This window comes from Methylotenera sp. E1MeOHC1 (assembly GCF_058745595.1).
The window spans coordinates 1,794,204-1,812,663 of sequence record NZ_CP196025.1 but is presented as its reverse complement, the minus strand read 5'-3'; the positions used below and the strand labels follow the sequence as shown (position 1 = coordinate 1,812,663).

Here is an 18,460-nt window from a genome sequence, read left to right as displayed (position 1 = left end):
GCCCGCAATTGCGGGCTTTTTGTTATCTTATTGTTTTAGATCTTGAATCAAGTTTGGTTAAGCAATGCTAACTAAATGAATAAAGCGTTAACGTATAGATGCTAGCTTTGTGCTAGTTATTTGGCGACTTGGCGCTCTCTTAGTTCGTCTAATGTTTTGCAGTCGATACATAAGGTGGCGGTAGGGCGTGCTTCTAAGCGTTTTAAGCCAATCTCAATGCCGCAGCCTTCGCAGTAGCCATACTCTTCGTGTTCGATGTTGCGTAAGGTTTCATCAATTTTCTTAATGAGTTTACGTTCGCGATCACGGTTGCGTAACTCAAGTGTCATGTCAGACTCTTGGCTGGCTCTATCGTTAGGGTCAGCAAACATTGTCACTTCATCTTGCATGGTGTGTACGGTGCGGTCGAGTTCTTCGCTTAACTCAGCTTTCCAGTCATTTAAAATCGAACGAAAATGCCCTAGTTGAGCCTTGCTCATGTATTCTTCATCAGGTTTCGGCTGATAAGGCGTGAATTGCTTACTAATTACATCTGCCATAATAATTACCCAAATACAAAAAATTAAAAATATTGAAAACTGAGCTAACAAAAATGCTAGCTCTTAAAATTAGCGCATGAGTGTACACTGATTAATGATTTGATGCAAAAGTGTATTTGTATGCATCTATCCAATTGATTTAATGTGATTAAATTGCGCTGCCTTGTTCGCTAAGCTCCAGTGATAGTAGTGTGTTCTCCATCAGTGTTGCAACCGTCATTGGGCCAACGCCACCCGGTACAGGTGTAATCCAGCCCGCACGCTCTTTTGCAACGTTGAAATCTACATCACCGCAAATGCGGCCATCTTCTAAGCGGTTAATGCCGATATCAATCACGATGGCGCCCGGTTTAATCCACTCTCCCTTGATTAGACCTGGCTTGCCGGCGGCGGCAACCACTAGGTCTGCATGTGCAACCATCTTGGCTAGCTCTTTGGTGTGGCGGTGGCAGCTAGTCACTGTGCAGCCGGCTAACAACAGCTCTAAGCCCATCGGGCGGCCAACGTGGTTAGAGACGCCTACAACTACCGCATCTAGCCCCATCAGGTTGATGCCCGAGGCTTCTAGCATTTTAATAACGCCAAATGGTGTGCATGAGCGTAGCGTTGGCTGGCGCACGGCCAAGCGTCCAATATTGTATGGGTGGAACCCGTCCACATCTTTGTTTGGGCTAATGCACTCAATGATGTGCTCTTCTTTAATTTGCGTTGGCAGTGGTGACTGAACCAGAATGCCATCAATCGTATTGTCTTGGTTGAGCTGTGTGATCAAGGTAAGCAACTCTTGCTCAGTAGTCGATGCCGGCAAGTTATAAGCAACGGAGCGAATACCCACTTTTTCACAAGCCAAGCGTTTGTTGCGTACATAGATGGCGGAGGCAGGGTCTGCGCCTAACAAAATAACCGCAAGACCTGGCGCTCGTTTGTTAGCTAACAGGCGTTGGTTGATTCTTTCTTTGATTGAGTCTAATAAATTGTCGGCAATCGCTTTGCCATTGATAATTTGAGCAGTCATTGGGTGTCAGAATCTAAAAATTCAATTAATTTGTAAAATAAAGCGCTATTTTAGCATATAGCGATTGACCTTAATCTTAGTTTTGGTTATATTACTGCCTCTTCGGCGTGTAGCGTAGCCTGGTAGCGCGCCTGCTTTGGGAGCAGGATGTCGGGAGTTCGAATCTCTCCACGCCGACCAAAATTTTTGGGTGTTAGAAGTAAGCTTTACTTTTAACACCCAAATTAAAAGTCAGCCCGAAAAGTTAGTGCTTTATGTTGTAGATGATATAAAGCCTTGTAACCAAAATCTGCCCGTAGCTCAACCGGATAGAGCACCAGCCTTCTAAGCTGGGGGTTACAGGTTCGATTCCTGTCGGGCAGGCCATGTTTTAAAAAAGTCTCTATGGTGGCTGTAGCTCAGTTGGTAGAGTCCAGGATTGTGATTCCTGTTGTCGTGGGTTCGAGCCCCATCAGCCACCCCATATACTAAAAGCCCCGCTAACTGCGGGGCTTTTTTATTGCCTGTTAGTATGATTAAAGTAGCCGAGTATTCTGCAGTCATCTAATATTTTGACTTTAATCTGTATAGAGCGCACGATACGTTAGCTATTGATCACGCTCTTAGATTAAGGGAATGTATGAAGAAGGCAAAAATTGTCGCTTTAGGAATGTTAGCTCTAGTTGCTATTGGAGTAAGTGTTGTTAATGCTGATATGTTAAATCCAAGGCAGTCTGTAACGTTCTTTGGGGGCCATACCCATGACGCAGAAGGTACGCATGGCGCGCCTTCTCATGGTGGTGGCTTGGATAAGTACGGCTGTCATAATAAGTCTGTGCCATATCACTGCCATTAGTGGTTACTTTAGTGCGGTTGTTTTCATAAGCTTATATTTGTTCCGTTGTTGCGGATGTCTTGTGTTCTGCTAATGCCTAGGCCCTAAACTTACTCTCTTTGTTGCCTGTCAGGCTACACTCCCCTCTATATTGTCAATGCGCTTTGTGCACATGTCGTCAGGTCAGACTTGACTTTAGCTGGCGGTATCTATACCAAAGCTAGCGTTACTTAATTATGCGCTGGCTGTTAATAGCCATTTTGGTGGTTGAGTAAAGCCAATTTTCTTGCGCGGTAATGCATGGTTTTGTACATCTGGATTTTAAGTGATTGATTAAATGTAAATATTGTAAATTCCTGATGTTGGTATGTCTTTTGCGTACTAGACCCCCGTATTTAAAATAACTATAGGGAGATGTATGCAAAACACAATGAAACCAAAGCTGATGTTGCTGGCCATATTGGCCGCCTATTCAGCGCCGCATATGGCGCAAGCTGGAGACAAGATTACAATTGATAAGATTGAGGTGGTGAGTACAACGCCGCTGCCATCTGTAGGCGTGCCAGTCAGCCAAATTCCATCTAATGTGCAGACTGTAGATGCTGAAGATTTAGAGCGTACACAATCTCTAGATATTAGCGAATATATGAAGCGTCATATGGGTAGCGTTTATGTGAACGAAGTTCAAAACAATCCGCTACAGCCTGACGTCAACTACCGTGGATTCACCGCATCACCTTTGCTTGGAACACCGCAAGGTCTTTCCATTTACATGGATGGTGTGCGTATGAACCAGCCATTTGGTGATGTGGTCAGCTGGGATTTGATTCCTAAAAATGCGATCAAAGGCATGCAACTGATGCCAGGCTCAAACCCGATGTTTGGGTTGAATACCTTAGGTGGTGCATTGTCGATTCAAACTAAAAACGGACGTGATAACCCGGGTGGTGCGTTACAGACCTTGTTTGGTAGTTGGGGCCGTAATGTTACTAATATGGAGTACGGTGGTGTAGCTGATAATATCGATTACTTTGTAGCCGGTACTTTTTTTGATGAAAACGGCTGGCGTGATCATTCTGAATCTAACTCTAAGCAGTTGTTCGGTAAATTGGGCTGGCATGGCGAAAAAACCGACCTGAACCTGACGTACGCTTGGGCTGATACCGACCTGAATGGTAATGGCATGACGCCGCAAAGTATGCTGCGCCGTAATTACGACAGTGTATTCACGTGGCCGGATAATACGCAGAATAAATCCAACTTTTTAAACCTGCAATTGGCACATTACTTTACTGATAATGTGTCTCTGACTGGTAACACCTACTACCGTAAGATTAAAACCCGTAGTTATAACGGTGACCTGAATGATGGCGCGTTACCTGAAGAAGTGGGTGGCGTGGGGCAGAACGTTTTGACCGCTGGCTTTGTCTCTGGATGTCCAGTGCAACTTGCTAGCGTGGGTGGTGAGCCCTTGGAAAAATGTACTGGCTTAATTAACCGTAGCGAAGTTAACCAAGAAAACATGGGGATTTTTGGCCAGGTTAACGTAAATAACCAGCTTTGGGGGCGCGCTAACAGTTACAGTATTGGTAGTGGTTTTGACTTCAGCCGTAGCACCTATAAAGCATCTTCTGAATACGGCAGTGTGACTAGTGATCGTGGTATACGCGGCACAGGTTTCTTCCTTGATCCTACTAACGGCATGGGCTTTAATGCGGATAATGAGTTGGATGATGCGCGCGTTAACTTGCGCGGTAAGAACTACACTTGGAGCGTTTTTGCGACAGACACCTTGGCGGTTACCGACAAGTTACATGTGACTGCCGCAGCACGCTATAACCACATCCGTGTGAAAAACAGTGACCGCTTGGATGGGGATGTCTATCGCGATGATGATGACTCATTAAGTGGTAATCACACATTCAGCCGTGTTAATCCAGCATTAGGCCTGACTTATGCGATAAGCGATGGTTTGAATGCTTATGCTGGCTACAATGAAGGTAGTCGTGCACCAACTAGTATTGAGCTTGGTTGCGCGAATCCGGATAACGGTTGCCGCTTACCTAATGCCATGGCTGGTGACCCTCCGCTAGATCAAGTGGTCACTAAAACCTGGGAGGCTGGTTTGCGCGGTAAGCTGAATAATGCGGTATCTTGGAATGCAGGCTTGTTCACCGCAACTAACTACGATGACATCCAGTTCATTAGCAGCCCAACCTCAGGCGAAGGCTACTTTAAGAACTTTGGCGAAACGCGCCGTCGTGGGGTTGAGGGTGGCCTGAATGCAGTGATTGGTAATTTAGGCTTTGGTGCAAACTATACTTTCTTGGATGCCACCTATCAAAGTAACGAAACCTTCATGAGTGAGGCTAACTCTTCAGCGGATGATGGTGAAATCAACGTGAAAAAAGGTAATCGCATTCCATTGATACCAAGAAACGTGTTCAAGTTCTATTCTAATTACCGTGTGACGGACAGGTTCAGCGTAGGCGGTGATCTGCTAGCGATTGCTGGATCGTACGCGCGTGGCAACGAGAATAACAAGCATGAGTCAGGTGGTAGCTTCCTTGGTGGTGGAAAAATTGCTGGCTATAGCACCATTAATTTATCGGCAGCGTTCCAGATTAACAATGAATGGAACCTGTTTGCTCGTGTGAATAACGTGTTGGATAAAGAGTATGCAACGGCCGGCCAGTTGGGTGCGAGTCCATTCAGCCCAGCTAGCGGTAACTATATGATAGGTGGTTCAAATAACCGCCGCTCTATGACCGTGGGTGAGACGTTCTTAGCGCCAGGTGCGCCACGCTCTGCATGGATTGGTGTGCGGTATGAGTTTGGAGGCAAGAAATCAGCGTACGCACCATCGGCAGATTAATACCTAGGTAGATGAATGATAATGATGTGTCATTGTTCAGGCCACTACTTAGCGACCGTAATCACGATTAGCTATCTGTTAATGAACTTGAAACTGTGACTTTTGTTCGTATGGGTTAGTGCTTTTTGGTTAACCCTCTGCTTTAACGCCCTGCACAGTGCAGGGCTTTTTTTTGCAGTTTTCACGCGCATGGGACTCCAAATACGTAATCATTGGTGCTAAAAAATACATAAATTACATGTAGGCCAGATGATGCTAGCTTAAGCTATTTGAGGTAAAGTAGTATCAATTGCATGATAAAGAGGGTATCTTCGCGTTGATGGTCGATCTATATTTTGTGCGGCTTCAGTAGTGCATATTAAGCTAGGTGAGCTGATTTTTTGCATGTAATCATTATATTTAATGTGGGGTGTTCGTCATGTTAATTGAAGATATTGAGAATCGAGATCGCTTTCTTTTTATATTTGAATGGCTGATGGCGATTATGTCTAGATACATGTGCGCTATGCAGTTTGGCTTAGTGCATATAGATCATGGAGATAAAAATGAGCTGGGAGATGCTTACGGCGCAAAAGATGCTGCCGAGCAGTTGGCTGCAATGACGAGCCATCTAAAAGCGGCGTTTAGAAGTACAGATTTAGTGGCTAGGATAGGAAGTGGTTTCTGGATCATCGTGCCATATACGCCCGCTACTGAGAAGGTTCAGGATAAGGTGCGTAGCATCATGCAAGACGCTGCGCATGATGGCTTGAAGGCTGTAGGGCAGGATGCGTCAATCTTTTGTTTTCCTAGTGAGGATAAAGCGTTAAATCAAAAGCTCATAGAGCTTAGTGGTATTGAGTTCTTGGGTTATCTAAAAGCGCATCGTCACATGCTTTCTAGTCAACTTGCAGGGTGTTAATCTGGCTGCGGTGGCAGGTAGGCCGTTGCAAAGTATGGTCTATGTTTTGCTGTAGGTTGCACATCAAGCGTTTTAAGAAGTTTTGCGCTTATTGATGCTGCATCAGGGAGGTGTTTGATGATGGTTTTTATCTCGATTTTCACCATACTGTAAAGGTGGTGAAAGTATTGATGCATCAAGCTATTCAGGCTATAGTGGCGTTGATTATAGTTGTTATCTAAATTTAAAAAAGGGTTTGTTAATGGCGGCACTACGTCCTGTATTGATGATTATTGATGATGACCCGCTAATCACTGATACCTTACATTTTGTGTTGAGTAAATATTTTGAAGTGTGTGTGGCAGAGTCGTACACGCAATTGAAAAGTTTGCTGCAGCAGTTAGACTCCCCCCCCGCCTTGGCTTTAGTAGACCTAGGCTTGCCGCCAACGCCCCATACCCCCGAAGAGGGCTTTAAAGTCATTAGCGCACTGCTAACCCACTCACCTACGATTAAAATTCATGTGCTTTCAGGTCAAAGTGATGATGTGAATGTGAAGCATGCGCTTGCATTAGGCGCGGTGGATTTTATCGCCAAGCCTTGTGATGTAGAAAAGCTTAAAGACATGTTGTTGAATGCACTCAAAGTGCAAGATGTTGAGTTGAACGAGATGCGGGTGGAGCAAGAGCATGGTGGCTTGCTTGGTAATAGCTTGCCTATCCAAGCGTTGCGTATGCAGATTCGTCAGTTTGCAGACTCCCCTTTCCCGGTTTTGATTGAAGGTGAGTCTGGTAGCGGTAAAGAGTTGGTGGCGAGTAGCTTTCATTTCGCAAGTCAGCGTTTGTTATATCCTTATTTGTCGGTTAACTGCGCTGCGGTTTCGCCATTGTTGGCCGAATCTATTTTGTTTGGCCACGCAAAAGGCGCGTTTACGGGTGCAGTAGCTGCGCATGCTGGCTATTTTGAAGACGCGGGTGAGGGCACTTTATTTTTAGACGAGATTGGCGAGTTGCCGTTAGAGTTACAAGCCAAGTTATTACGTGTGCTGGAAAATGGCGAGTATCAGCGTATAGGTGAGACGCAAACGCGTAAAAGTCGTGCGCGCATCGTGGCGGCTACCAATCGCGATTTAAGAGCAGAGGTGCGTGCCGGCAAGTTTAGGTCAGATTTATATCACCGTTTAAGTGTATTTACGGTACATGTGCCGCCATTACGTGAGTTGACGGATGATAAGCATTTGTTGCGCGATCATTTCATTGAGTTTTATACCAAGCAAATTGATAAAGCGCCATTTAAGCTAGATGCAAAGGCAGAACTGCGTTGGCTGGATTATGACTTCCCGGGCAATGTGCGTGAGCTAAGAAATATCGTAATCCGCTTAATTGCCAAGTATTCTGGTAAGACGGTTAAAGAAAATGAATTGATTGCCGAGTTTGATTTAAGTGAGCAGGCATCAAGCACCGATACATTTGATTTTAACGATGATGCAAGCATGACTGCGCAAGCGCAAAAACATCTGCAGCGCCAAGTGAATGTCAGTTTGGATGCGGTGCTTAAGTCATGGGAGCGTGCTTACATAGACGCGGCAATGAAAATGACGCATGGCAATTTAAGTCAGGCGGCTAAATTGTTAAATGTGAACCGAACAACGCTGTATAGTCGCATGAACACACAAGAAGACTAATCGTCGCTACTAATCCTCTCTAGGAAATCACTTGTATTATCCACACTTTGGTTTGCAGCAGCCCCCGTTTAAGATTACCCCCAATACAGATTTTTTCTTTTCTGGCGGTAATCGGGGCGCAGTGCTTGATGCTTTAGTGTACGCCATTGGTAATGGTGAGGGTATTGTCAAAGTCGTCGGTGAGGTGGGCAGTGGCAAAACCATGTTATGCCGAATGCTGCAAACAATACTTCCCGAAAGAATTGAAAGCATTTACCTTGCAAACCCCAGCGTAGCGCCTGAGGACGTGTTACATGCGATTGCTTTTGAGTTGCAACTTGAGTTGCCTAAAGATGCTGACCGATTAAAGGTGATGCAGGCTTTGCAGGCGCATCTGTTGAGTCGCCATGCAGAGGGGCGACAGGTTGTTATCTTTGTTGAAGAAGCGCAAGGTATGCCATTGGCAACGCTGGAAGAGATTCGCCTGCTTTCTAATCTGGAAACCAAACAGGATAAGCTGTTGCAGATTGTGCTGTTTGGTCAACCTGAGCTTGATGAGAATTTAAACCAAGAGCAAATTCGTCAATTACGTGAGCGCATCACGCATCGCTTTAATTTGAGTCCACTGCAAACCAAAGATGTTGGTGAGTATCTGATTTTTAGATTGCGCGCGGCGGGCTATCATGGCCCGCATTTGTTTACCGATGCTTCGATTAAAAAGTTGTCTCATGCTGCGCAGGGCTTGGTGCGGCGCGTGAATATCTTGGCGGATAAAGCCTTGTTGGCAGCATTTGCTGACAATGTATATCAAGTAACGCCTAAGCATGTAAAAGCTGCTATCCAAGATAGCGAGTTTGCGGAAAGCTTATATGGGCAACAAGTTGGGCGTTATAAGCAATTTGCCGTGTGGTTTATATGTTTGCTTGCGATTGTGAGTGGCATAATCATCGCGGCGATTGCTTGGCAGCAATCATCTGCTAAGCAATCTGGGGCTAAGCTGGCGGCGCAGCCAGCCCAGTCCACCGCTACTAAGTCCGTCACTGTTAAGCCCAGTCTGCCTCAGGTAGCAAAGCAATCGGTTGTTGCTGTGACTAATACGCAAATGAGCGTAAATAATTTGTCGGCGCTGACGAATACTAATACGCCAGCGACATTGAAAAATGTGGCAGTGGCGAGTGATAAGCCTCTCGTTGTAATAAGTAAAAGTGCCGAGGGTTTGGTGGGGCAGCGTTTGGATGCGATGAATAAACTACTGCAGAGTGCAAAGCCTGAAACCGTGTTGTTGCAAATTAAATCGGTACCCAATGCTGTATCGACAGGTGAAAATATAGAGGATGCTCAACTGGTGGCAGAGCTTGAGAGCTTAAGTCGGCAAGTGGAGGTGGATAATATTTATCTCTATCGCATGCGTAAGGCGGATGGTTTATACACTGTGGTGCTGTATGGTGCTTATGCACAGCGGGCCGATGCGTTGGAGGCATTAAAAAACTTGCCTCCCTATATTAAAAATAGTCGGCCTTATCTAAGAACGTTGGCCGGTATTAGTAAAGATATCTCACCGCTTAATTAAGAAATCACGGAATCAGTGTATACGCGAGCGAGTTGCTTCGTTGCGCGGTACTCGCAACCTCGCTGTATACCCCGCACTATCTTGGCTTTTGCCTCCCTCCATGCGCTTACATTTCATTCTGCTTAACGACTTTTAGTGATTTCTTAGGTTTCTTTTGCAGCAGATACGACGTTGTTTTTGCATGCTTGTTTGATTGAGTGGGTGTGGATTGATGGCGAGGTGCCAGCGCTGAGTTTAAATGCGACACAGTTCGTTATAAAGTTTGGTGTTCTACCTCATTAATAACCTTGATTTACTCCTGTAACTTGTTGTTGCTATTTGTATTTTCTTGCATTTTTTGCGGTATCATGGAAAATGACTAAAGAGCGAACAGATAAAGTTGCAGAATGTAGGGGTAACCAAGCCGTGATAAAGAATAAAACAGTATCAACACTGCTATGCATGACCTTGGTTTTTGGAGTGTCGGCGTGCTCACATCAATCCAAAGTGAAGCCATCAACAGGGCATATTGATGGCCAAAATACATCCTCACCATCCCTAACGTCAAAACCAGTAACGTCTGCAGCATCTGCTGCTATTCCTAAGCCGGTCACGAACAGCCCGTACTTGCCACCACCTACACCTAAAGCAAAAGAGCCTGTTTACAGTATTGTTGTTTACGATACTCCCGTGAAAGAGGTGCTGTTTGCAATAGCAAGAGACAGCAAACTCAATATTGATATCCACCCTGCTATTCAAGGGCGCGTGACTTTAAATGCAGTAGACCAAACCTTACCTGCGATTTTAGAACGCTTATCTAAACAGGTTGATTTAACTTACAGCTTTAAGGGTAATGTGCTGACAATTACACCAGATCAGCCGGTTTTAAGAAGCTATAAGGTTGATTATTTAAATATGTCGCGCGACGCTACAGGCTTTATAGGTGCAGATGGCCAAATTTCCAGTACTAGCCAAAGCTCAGGTCAGAGTTCTGGAAGTGGTTCTACGAGTAGTACGTCTGGAACTGGTGCAAATAATAGCTCTCGCACCATGGTTAGAAGTGAGTCCAAGAATCATTTCTGGGATAGTTTAGAAAAAAATATTAGTGAGCTTTTGACGGAAACTGATAAAGAAATAATTATTAGTAGGGTTGAGGCCGATAAGCAGGCTGCAAATGCCATTTCACCTAAAGATGGCACAAGTAATGTCGGTAATGCATCTTCAATTGGCAGTGATTCACAAAAGGCTGTGACTGAATATAAAACTTTATTTGCTGCAAACGTTATTTCAAATCGTGAAGCTGGTGTCATTAGCGTAAGAGGAACGAATAAGCAACATGAGAGAGTGCAGGAATTTTTGGATAAGGTGATGAGCAGTGTGCGGCGTCAAGTGCTTATTGAGGCGACAATTGTAGAGGTTACGCTCAGCGATAAATATCAAGCCGGAGTAGATTGGAGTCGGATTGGAAATAATCCAAATAAAAACTCTGGATTCCAATTCCAGCAGTCTTTAGGGCCTGCGATAGATGTTGCAACCGGAACGGGGATTAGTGTTGGATATTTAAATCCATCAAGTGCTCTGGGTAATTTAGCCGCGTCGGTAACTTTATTAAACCAATTTGGTGATGCTAAAGTGCTTTCAAGTCCAAAATTAATGGTTTTGAACAATCAGACAGCGGTGTTGAAAGTTGTTGATAACTTAGTGTATTTCACTGTGCAAGTTCAAAACAACTTGGTTGCTAATGCGGGTAGCTCAAATACGGTAACGACTATACCTAATATTGTTCCTGTAGGGGTGGTTATGAGCGTAACCCCTCAAATTGGTGAGTCTGATTTGGTTAGCGTTAACGTGAGGCCGACCGTGACAAGAAAAATTGGAGATGGTCAACAAGACCCTAATCCGCAGCTTTTTTATCCGCAAGGTTCGCCAAACGCGGGTAAACAAATACCTAGTCTCATACCTGAGATTCAAGTTAGAGAAATGGAATCGATATTGCGAATAAGTAGCGGGAGTATTGCTGTCTTAGGTGGGTTGATGCAAGACGATATTCAGCGCAATTTAGACAAAGTCCCGGGCGTATCAAATGTCCCTGGCGTCGGTGCAATTTTTAAAGGTCATAATGACTTGAATAAAAAAACAGAATTAGTGATTTTTCTGCGACCTACAGTCATTACTAATGCTAGTTTGGAGAGTGATGAGCTAGCAAGCTATAAACAGTATCTGCCTTCGCAGCAGTTAGCCAACACAGTAGATGCCGAGAGTGAAAGGTAATTAGCAAATGAGTTTGCTAATCAAGGCACTGGCGACAGCCGAAAAAGATAAGCAGAAGGCTGAAAAGTCCGGGCGTGTCGACACGTTACCTTCTGATGCGTTGTCACTGTCGCCGCTGGAGCTGGAGTCAGATAACGCTACCGTTGCTACAGGCTCCGATGAGAAAGCCGGGGCTGATAATGCTGAACAATTCACTTTAGCGCCAGATACACGTGCGCTCAAGGGGATGGATTTGTCTCTGGCTGAAGAGGCTGGTTTGATTAACGCGGATATCAAACCCAAAGAGAATGCTCCTCCTAAACATATTGCACAGCCAGTGAAAGGCGTTACTAAAGCAAAAAGTAAGGTGGATGCGTTTAATGAAGCGGCAATGGCAAGTGTTGCTAACCTGAAAGCGCAGGCTGACGTGGCTAAGGGTAATCAAAAAGCAGCGGCCAGTGTGTTTGTGGCGAATCATGCTACTAAAACTGCTAGCTCACGCACTGCGTTGCTTTTGCTGGGCGTGGCTGGGGCCTTGATGATTTTGTTGGGCTTGCAAGGATATAAATACATTAAGGCGCTGGGCGCCAATGAAGTGGTGGTTGTAACACCAGCGCCACCACCAGCGGCTAATGTTCCTGCGGTAGAAAGTGAAATGAGCTCGGAGTCTGAGGTTGTCGCTGTTAGCCAGCAGGGTGAGGTGAATAGCACAGTTGGTGACGCAAGTGCTGATAGGGTGGCCGCAACTCAGGCGCAGGATAGTGGCGCAGTGGTCAAGCCCGCATTAGAAAAGCATAAGCTAGCAGAGAAGAATGTAGATGAGCCCATGTCGTCGGGCGAACCTGCTGCAGGGGTTGCGCCATTAGTGCATCAGCAGGCAGCTTCGGCTGTCGTGCACAAGGCAGCGAAAGTGGACGAGGTTGTGCGGCGCGAGTCTTCGACAAATGAATCGAAAGAGCCGCTAAGGCTGGTGAGTAAAGCGCAGGTTGCGGGGGTTGATCCTACATTGCTGGCCGCATATGAGGCATTTAACCGCGGGGATGATGTTTCGGCACAGCAGAAATATCGCCAAGTATTGCAGAAGGATGTCAGAAATGTAGATGCGTTGCTAGGCATGGCGGCAATTGCGCAGCGTCAAGCCCGCAATATGGATGCGCTTGGATGGTATCGTAAGGTAACGGAAATTGAGCCTAGAAATAGCATCGCTCAATCGGCGATGGCAGATTTGGAGGCAAATGCAGACGCGGTAGGGGCGGAGAGTAAGATTAAAAGCATGCTGGCACGCCAGCCCGAGGCGGCTAACTTGCATGCGGCTTTAGGTAACTTGTATGCGGCACAAAATCAGTGGGCCTCTGCACAGGCTGCTTATTTTAGTGCAAGCCAGTTTGCACCGATCAGTGCAGATTATGCATTTAACTTGGCGATTAGTTTAGAGCATTTAGGTAAGCCAAAGTTAGCGTTAGTGCAATATCAGCGTGCTCTTGATTTGCTGAATATGACGGGTGCCGCCAGCCCAGACCGATCTCAGGTAGAGGCAAGAGTCCGTGCGTTGCAGTAATACGGCTTAGCATAATTATTCAAGATAATCGTAGTGCCGATTAAGTAAATGAAAAAAACAACAATGAATTTATATAAACAGGCTAAATTAAATGGCTGAACAGCGGCGTAAAATTCGCTTAGGCGAGTTGATGGTGCAGCAGGGCTTAATTAGCCAGGATCAGCTGCGCATTGCGCTTATTGAGCAAGAGCATAACGACTTGCCGTTAGGGCGCCAATTGGTGCGCTTGGGCTTTGTGACTGAGGCAATGGTGCGTGACACCGTTGCGCATACCATCGGCACAGATAGCGTTGATTTAACCACCGTGGTGGCTGATTTTGAAGCGCTGCAAATGGTGCCGCAGGACTTTTCGCGCCGCTACCATTTGTTACCGGTGGCGTACGATGCGCTGACCAGAACCATGGTTGTCGCCATGGCAGATTTGTTTAATGTGGTGGCATTGGATCAGTTGCGTGCCATGCTGGGCGGGCAGATTCAGTTAAAGCCAGTGTTGGCAGCCGAGGCGCAGCTGGAAGAGGTGATTGACCAGTTTTATGGGTATGAACTATCTGTTGACGGTATTTTGCGTGAGATTGAAACTGGTGAAATTGATTATCAAAGCTTAAGTGTAGATGATAATGAATATACACAACCGGTAGTGCGCTTGGTCGGCGCTTTGCTGATGGATGCTGTGAAGCGCGGCGCCTCGGATATTCACTTTGAGCCGGAGCAGGCCTTTTTACGCATACGTTATAGAATCGACGGTGTATTGCAGCAAATTAGAAGTTTGCATAAAAGTTATTGGGGTGGTTTGGCTGTCCGCTTAAAAGTAGTCAGTGGGCTGGATATCGCAGAAACGCGTGCTCCACAAGATGGCCGCTTGAATATGAACTTATGTGGTCGCCCGATTGACTTTAGGGTGTCTACACACCCTACCATCCATGGCGAGAATATCGTATTGCGTGTGCTGGACCGTGAAAAGTCTATTATCCCGATGGAGCGCATGGGGCTGCGTCCAGAAACGTTGGATGAATTGCAGTTGATGATGACCCGCCCTGAGGGGATTTTGATTGTAACGGGTCCTACCGGCAGTGGTAAAACCACTACCCTGTATTCATTGCTAACGCATCAGAACACTGAGGCAGTGAATATCATGACGCTGGAAGACCCAGTGGAGTATCCGGTGACCATGATGCGCCAGACTTCTGTGGCTGAGGTCAATAAGGTCGATTTTGCTAATGGTATTCGGTCTATTATGCGGCAAGATCCCGATATCATTTTAGTGGGTGAGATTCGCGATGCCGATACAGCTATGATGGCGTTTCGCGCGGCGATGACTGGGCATCAGGTATTTAGTACTTTACATACCAACTCAGCATTAGGCGCTTTCCCACGTTTATCCGACATTGGTATCTTGCCTGACATTATGGCGGGTAATATTATTGGCGTAGTAGCGCAGCGCTTGGTGCGCGTGCTGTGCCCGCATTGCAAAGAAAAACATAAGCCAGATGACCTTGAGCGCAAGATTTTGCGGCTAAAACCAAATGACCAAACACCGATTTACAAGCCAAAAGGATGTAATCATTGTAATCAAACCGGTTACAGAGGGCGTATGGCGATTATTGAGCTGTTACGCATAGACACGGATATGGATGCCTTGATTTCGCGGCGCGCGCACTTGGATGAGTTGAAGAAAGTGGCTTTGGATAAAGGATTTATCACCTTGGCCGAGGATGGGGTGCGGCGGATTTTAGAAGGATATACCAGTTTGTCAGAAGTAATGCGGGTGATTGATTTAACCAGCAGGATCAGTTCGTAATCTATGCCATCCTTTAGCTATAAAGCCGTTGATAAATTAGGCCGTATTGCCATGGGGCAGGTGGATGCACTTAATGAGGTGGATCTTGAAATCCGGCTCGAGCGCATGGGCTTGGATTTAATTACCTTTCGCCCGGCGACTAGGTCTACCAGCCTGTTTAATCGCAATAAAGTCACGAACCAAGATTTAGTGATGTTTTGCTTTCAACTGGAGCAGTTATCCAGCGCCGGTGTGCCATTATTGGAGTGCTTGGTTGACTTGCGTGAGAGCAGTAACAACCCATACTTTCAAAAAGTGCTGGGTGCCATTAGCGCTGAGGTTGAAGGTGGCAAAATGCTTTCTCAGGCATTGGCCGAGCACCCTGCGGTATTTAGTGATGTGTTTGTGAGCCTGATTGATGCTGGCGAGCGTACAGGTCAGTTACCTGTGGTATTGAACAACCTGTTCAATACAATACGCTGGCAAGATGAGCTAATGTCGCAAACCAAAAAGCTATTAGCTTACCCTGCGTTTGTTGCTGTTGTGGTATCGCTGGCGGTTGTATTTTTGATGATTTATGTTGTGCCGCAAATGGTATCTTTTTTGCGCAACATGGGACAAGAGCTCCCGCTTAATACGCAGATTTTAATTGCGATGTCGAACGCCTTTGTGAATTATTGGTGGCTAATACTTGGTTTGCCAGTGGCGGCGGTAGCCTTGTTGGCAGCAACAATCCGCACTAACCCTGCAGCACGTTATCGGTTTGATTTGTTTAAATTAAATATTCCGGTTACTGGGCCCATCTTGCATAAAATTATCATGGCGCGTTTTGCGCGTTATTTTGCCTTGATGTATCAAACTGGTATCCCTATTTTGGATGCAATTAAAATTTGTGAAAACATCGTGGGCAATCGAGTCGTGGCAGACGCGCTGACGCGAGTACATACGCAGATTAACGCGGGAGATGCCATGAGTGAAAGTTTTCGTAATGCCGGGCTGTTCCCACAATTGGTGGTGCGCATGATTAAGGTCGGCGAAAGCACGGGTGCGCTCGATAAATCGCTACTCAATATCAGCTATTTTTATGACCGTGATGTGAATGATGCCATGCAGAAAATGCTCAAAATGATAGAGCCTGCACTCACGGTGTTGCTGGGCGGCATACTTGCGTTCATTATGTTCTCAGTACTTGGGCCGGTGTACGACTCATTTAGTAAGCTTAAAATTTAAGTGATTAAATATAACAAAGCATGATATTCGCTAATCCAAAAAAACTAGTGTTATGCGCTACTGCCAATCATTTGCTGGTTGGCGTTTGGCATGCGGGTAAGCTGCAAGGTAACCAGGCTTTTGAGAACAACGAAGCTGGGCATCAGGCATTTTCAGCATTTCTACAGCAATATTCATCCAGCCCGGTTTATTTGATTACCGATGCCGTAGAGGAAGACTTTAGGCTAGAGAGCTTGCCGCATACGACAGGCAGTGCGAAGCATGAACTGATTACACGTAAGTTGAATCAACACTACCGAGGGTTGGATTTCCGCACGGCACATTTTATTGATCGAGATAAAGACAAACGAAAAGATGATAACTTTTTGTTTGTTGCCATCAGTAAAGATGATTTCTTACAAGCTTGGGTTGCCATCATTAAGGCACAAGAGGCGCAGTTGGTGGGCGTTTACTTGCTGCCAATGTTAAGCCAAGTATTGATGCGGCAGCTCAAGCTAACATCGCCGCACTTGTTGCTTTGCGAAAAACTTTCTTCTGGGTTGCGTCAATCTTACTTCCATCATGGTTGTTTGCGCATGAGTCGTTTGGTGCCGAATGTCCCTGACGGGGCTGGGCAGTTGGGCTATTTTTATCTGGTTGAAATTGAGAAAACACGTCTCTATTTAATGAGTCAGCGCTATATCACGCGTGACACGCCCTTAAACTTGGCGCTAGTCAGTGCCAATGGCTCTACCCAGCAGATTAGCCAAGGCATCAGTCAGGAGCAAGGATTGAATTGTTCCGATGTAAACCTGAGTAGCTTGGCCAAAACGCTAGGTTTGCCAGTGGCCTTACTGCAAGAAAAGCCAGAGTTGATGCATATGCAATTGCTGGCGAACGGACATTTTGTTGATAACTTAGCGCCAGACTGGCTCACTAAATCTTTTCAGTTTAATAAATTAAAACAAGGTCTAGCGATTGGCACAGCCTTAGTGGGTTTCTTTGGCATGGTCGCTGCGGCATGGATGTTTAAAGAGGGCTGGGATCATAAGTCTGCTTTTGAGCAAGCGCAGCAAGATACGCAGATTCAGCAGCATCGCTATGACGAGGCCGCAAAAGATTTTCCAGTGACGCAGATAAGCGCGAATGATTTAAAAGTTGCGGTGGAGTTAGATAAAACCATCGCCACGTTTCCTAAGTCACCAAGATTGATGATGCAGGTAGTCAGTGCGGCGCTAGCACCTACCGCCCAAGGCGCTTTGGATGAGGTGCAAGTTGATCGCTTGCATTGGGTGCTGACCAATGACAGTAACGTCAGTGACCAAGATAAATTTACGCCACTATCAGCTACAGCGAGTGGCGTGCAAACAGCCACCAACGCTGTGCCGCCTGCTGACCCGACTAAGTTGGTCGAAGTAGGCTTCCTCACGGCACAAATTTCTGGGTTTACTGGAGATTATCGGCGTGCCTTGAATAGCCTGAACCAGTTTGTGACCAACATTAAGGCGGATGCCAGAGTCGCTGAAGTAACTGTGCTGCAAGAGCCGGTGAATGTGAGCTCATTTGTTAGCTTACAGGGCAGTACCACGGACGAGCAATCCACACAAAAGCAGCCAGCGTTTTTTAAATTAAAAATAGTGCTTAAACCAGCCTCAGATGTGACTAATGCAAGTGGGGTGCAGCCATTATGAAGTTAGAGCCGAATGACTGGAAAAAGCTGCAAACTCCACTGGTAGTTTTAGGCGTGGTGATTGCCGTTGTGGTGGCGTGCATCGTGTTTGCGCAGCAGTATAAAACTGAACAGGAGCTGGCATTGCTCAATCAGCAGAATCAGCTCAATGCGGCTCGTCAGCGCTATCAGTCTTCTGGTTTGGAAAAAGAGGTTATCACCGCATATCTGCCGCAATATCAAACCTTGATTAATAAAGGTTTTGTGGGAGAAGAGCGCCGCATAGAGTGGGTAGAGAGCCTGCGCGAGCAGCATAAAAACCATAAGTTATTTGGGATTAAATACAGTATCAAGCAGCAGGAAAAATATACGCCCGCATTTGTACCTAATCAAGGTGGCTTTACATTAAACCGCTCTGTGATGCAGTTTGAGCTGGATATGCTGCATGAAGGGGATTTATTGCAGCTAACGGAGTCTTTAAGTAAAGCCAATGTGGCTGAGCTTATGTTAAGAGACTGCGAAATTACCAGATTGAACGAGAGCGGTGCTTTGAGTAGTCAGTTGATTGCCAACTTACATGCGCAATGTGAGCTGGACTGGCTTACCTTGCGTGAGCCTGCAGCAATCCAAACCGTAGCGGGACCATAGTCATGCTTAAGTTA

The 18,460-nt window shown here is 45.9% G+C and carries 13 protein-coding genes and 3 tRNA genes; 14 read left to right on the top strand and 2 right to left on the bottom strand.

Annotated elements, in window-relative coordinates; genetic code table 11:
* Nucleotides 1-116 precede the first annotated feature (116 nt).
* Nucleotides 117-539: an RNA polymerase-binding protein DksA gene (gene dksA / locus ACSSU7_RS08550; protein ID WP_492516087.1), complete on the bottom strand. Its 423-nt coding sequence runs from the start codon at nt 537-539 to the stop codon at nt 117-119.
* Nucleotides 540-687: 148 nt separating this feature from the next.
* Nucleotides 688-1,554, bottom strand: a complete 867-nt coding sequence (gene folD, locus ACSSU7_RS08545) for a bifunctional methylenetetrahydrofolate dehydrogenase/methenyltetrahydrofolate cyclohydrolase FolD (RefSeq protein WP_492516086.1) — start codon at nt 1,552-1,554, stop codon at nt 688-690.
* A 103-nt stretch (nt 1,555-1,657) separates the two neighbouring features.
* Here folD and ACSSU7_RS08540 point away from each other — a divergent pair.
* The 14 genes from ACSSU7_RS08540 to ACSSU7_RS08475 all read left to right on the top strand — a co-directional run bounded on the left by ACSSU7_RS08540 (nt 1,658) and on the right by ACSSU7_RS08475 (nt 18,446).
* A tRNA-Pro gene (locus ACSSU7_RS08540) sits at nt 1,658-1,734 on the top strand.
* Between the two features lie 109 nt (nt 1,735-1,843).
* A tRNA-Arg gene (locus ACSSU7_RS08535) sits at nt 1,844-1,920 on the top strand.
* 21 nt (nt 1,921-1,941) lie between these two features.
* Nucleotides 1,942-2,017: transfer RNA gene (locus ACSSU7_RS08530), tRNA-His, on the top strand.
* Nucleotides 2,018-2,173: 156 nt separating this feature from the next.
* On the top strand, nt 2,174-2,389 hold the full coding sequence (locus ACSSU7_RS08525; RefSeq protein WP_492516085.1) for a hypothetical protein: 216 nt from the start codon (nt 2,174-2,176) through the stop codon (nt 2,387-2,389).
* A 397-nt stretch (nt 2,390-2,786) separates the two neighbouring features.
* Nucleotides 2,787-5,243: a TonB-dependent receptor gene (locus tag ACSSU7_RS08520; RefSeq protein ID WP_492516084.1), complete on the top strand. Its 2,457-nt coding sequence runs from the start codon at nt 2,787-2,789 to the stop codon at nt 5,241-5,243.
* Nucleotides 5,244-5,661: 418 nt separating this feature from the next.
* Entirely contained in the window at nt 5,662-6,144 is a 483-nt protein-coding gene (locus ACSSU7_RS08515) for a diguanylate cyclase domain-containing protein (protein WP_492516083.1), read from the top strand.
* Between the two features lie 241 nt (nt 6,145-6,385).
* Nucleotides 6,386-7,807: a sigma-54-dependent transcriptional regulator gene (locus ACSSU7_RS08510; RefSeq protein ID WP_492516082.1), complete on the top strand. Its 1,422-nt coding sequence runs from the start codon at nt 6,386-6,388 to the stop codon at nt 7,805-7,807.
* Between the two features lie 31 nt (nt 7,808-7,838).
* Nucleotides 7,839-9,356, top strand: a complete 1,518-nt coding sequence (locus tag ACSSU7_RS08505; protein WP_492516081.1) for an ExeA family protein — start codon at nt 7,839-7,841, stop codon at nt 9,354-9,356.
* 354 nt (nt 9,357-9,710) lie between these two features.
* The gene (locus ACSSU7_RS08500) at nt 9,711-11,606 is read left to right on the top strand and encodes a type II secretion system protein GspD (protein WP_492516080.1); all 1,896 of its coding nucleotides are present in this window, start codon (nt 9,711-9,713) and stop codon (nt 11,604-11,606) included.
* A 7-nt stretch (nt 11,607-11,613) separates the two neighbouring features.
* The gene (locus ACSSU7_RS08495; protein ID WP_492516079.1) at nt 11,614-13,143 is read left to right on the top strand and encodes a tetratricopeptide repeat protein; all 1,530 of its coding nucleotides are present in this window, start codon (nt 11,614-11,616) and stop codon (nt 13,141-13,143) included.
* A gap of 91 nt (nt 13,144-13,234) precedes the next feature.
* Nucleotides 13,235-14,941: a GspE/PulE family protein gene (locus tag ACSSU7_RS08490; protein ID WP_492516078.1), complete on the top strand. Its 1,707-nt coding sequence runs from the start codon at nt 13,235-13,237 to the stop codon at nt 14,939-14,941.
* 3 nt (nt 14,942-14,944) lie between these two features.
* Entirely contained in the window at nt 14,945-16,150 is a 1,206-nt protein-coding gene (locus ACSSU7_RS08485) for a type II secretion system F family protein (RefSeq protein WP_492516077.1), read from the top strand.
* A gap of 20 nt (nt 16,151-16,170) precedes the next feature.
* Entirely contained in the window at nt 16,171-17,820 is a 1,650-nt protein-coding gene (locus ACSSU7_RS08480; RefSeq protein WP_492516076.1) for a hypothetical protein, read from the top strand.
* Nucleotides 17,817-18,446 carry a hypothetical protein gene (locus ACSSU7_RS08475; RefSeq protein ID WP_492516075.1) on the top strand — a complete coding sequence of 210 codons (630 nt, stop codon included), beginning with the start codon at nt 17,817-17,819 and terminating at the stop codon, nt 18,444-18,446. The genes ACSSU7_RS08480 and ACSSU7_RS08475 overlap by 4 nt, the downstream gene beginning before the upstream one ends.
* The last annotated feature ends 14 nt before the right edge of the window (nt 18,447-18,460 follow it).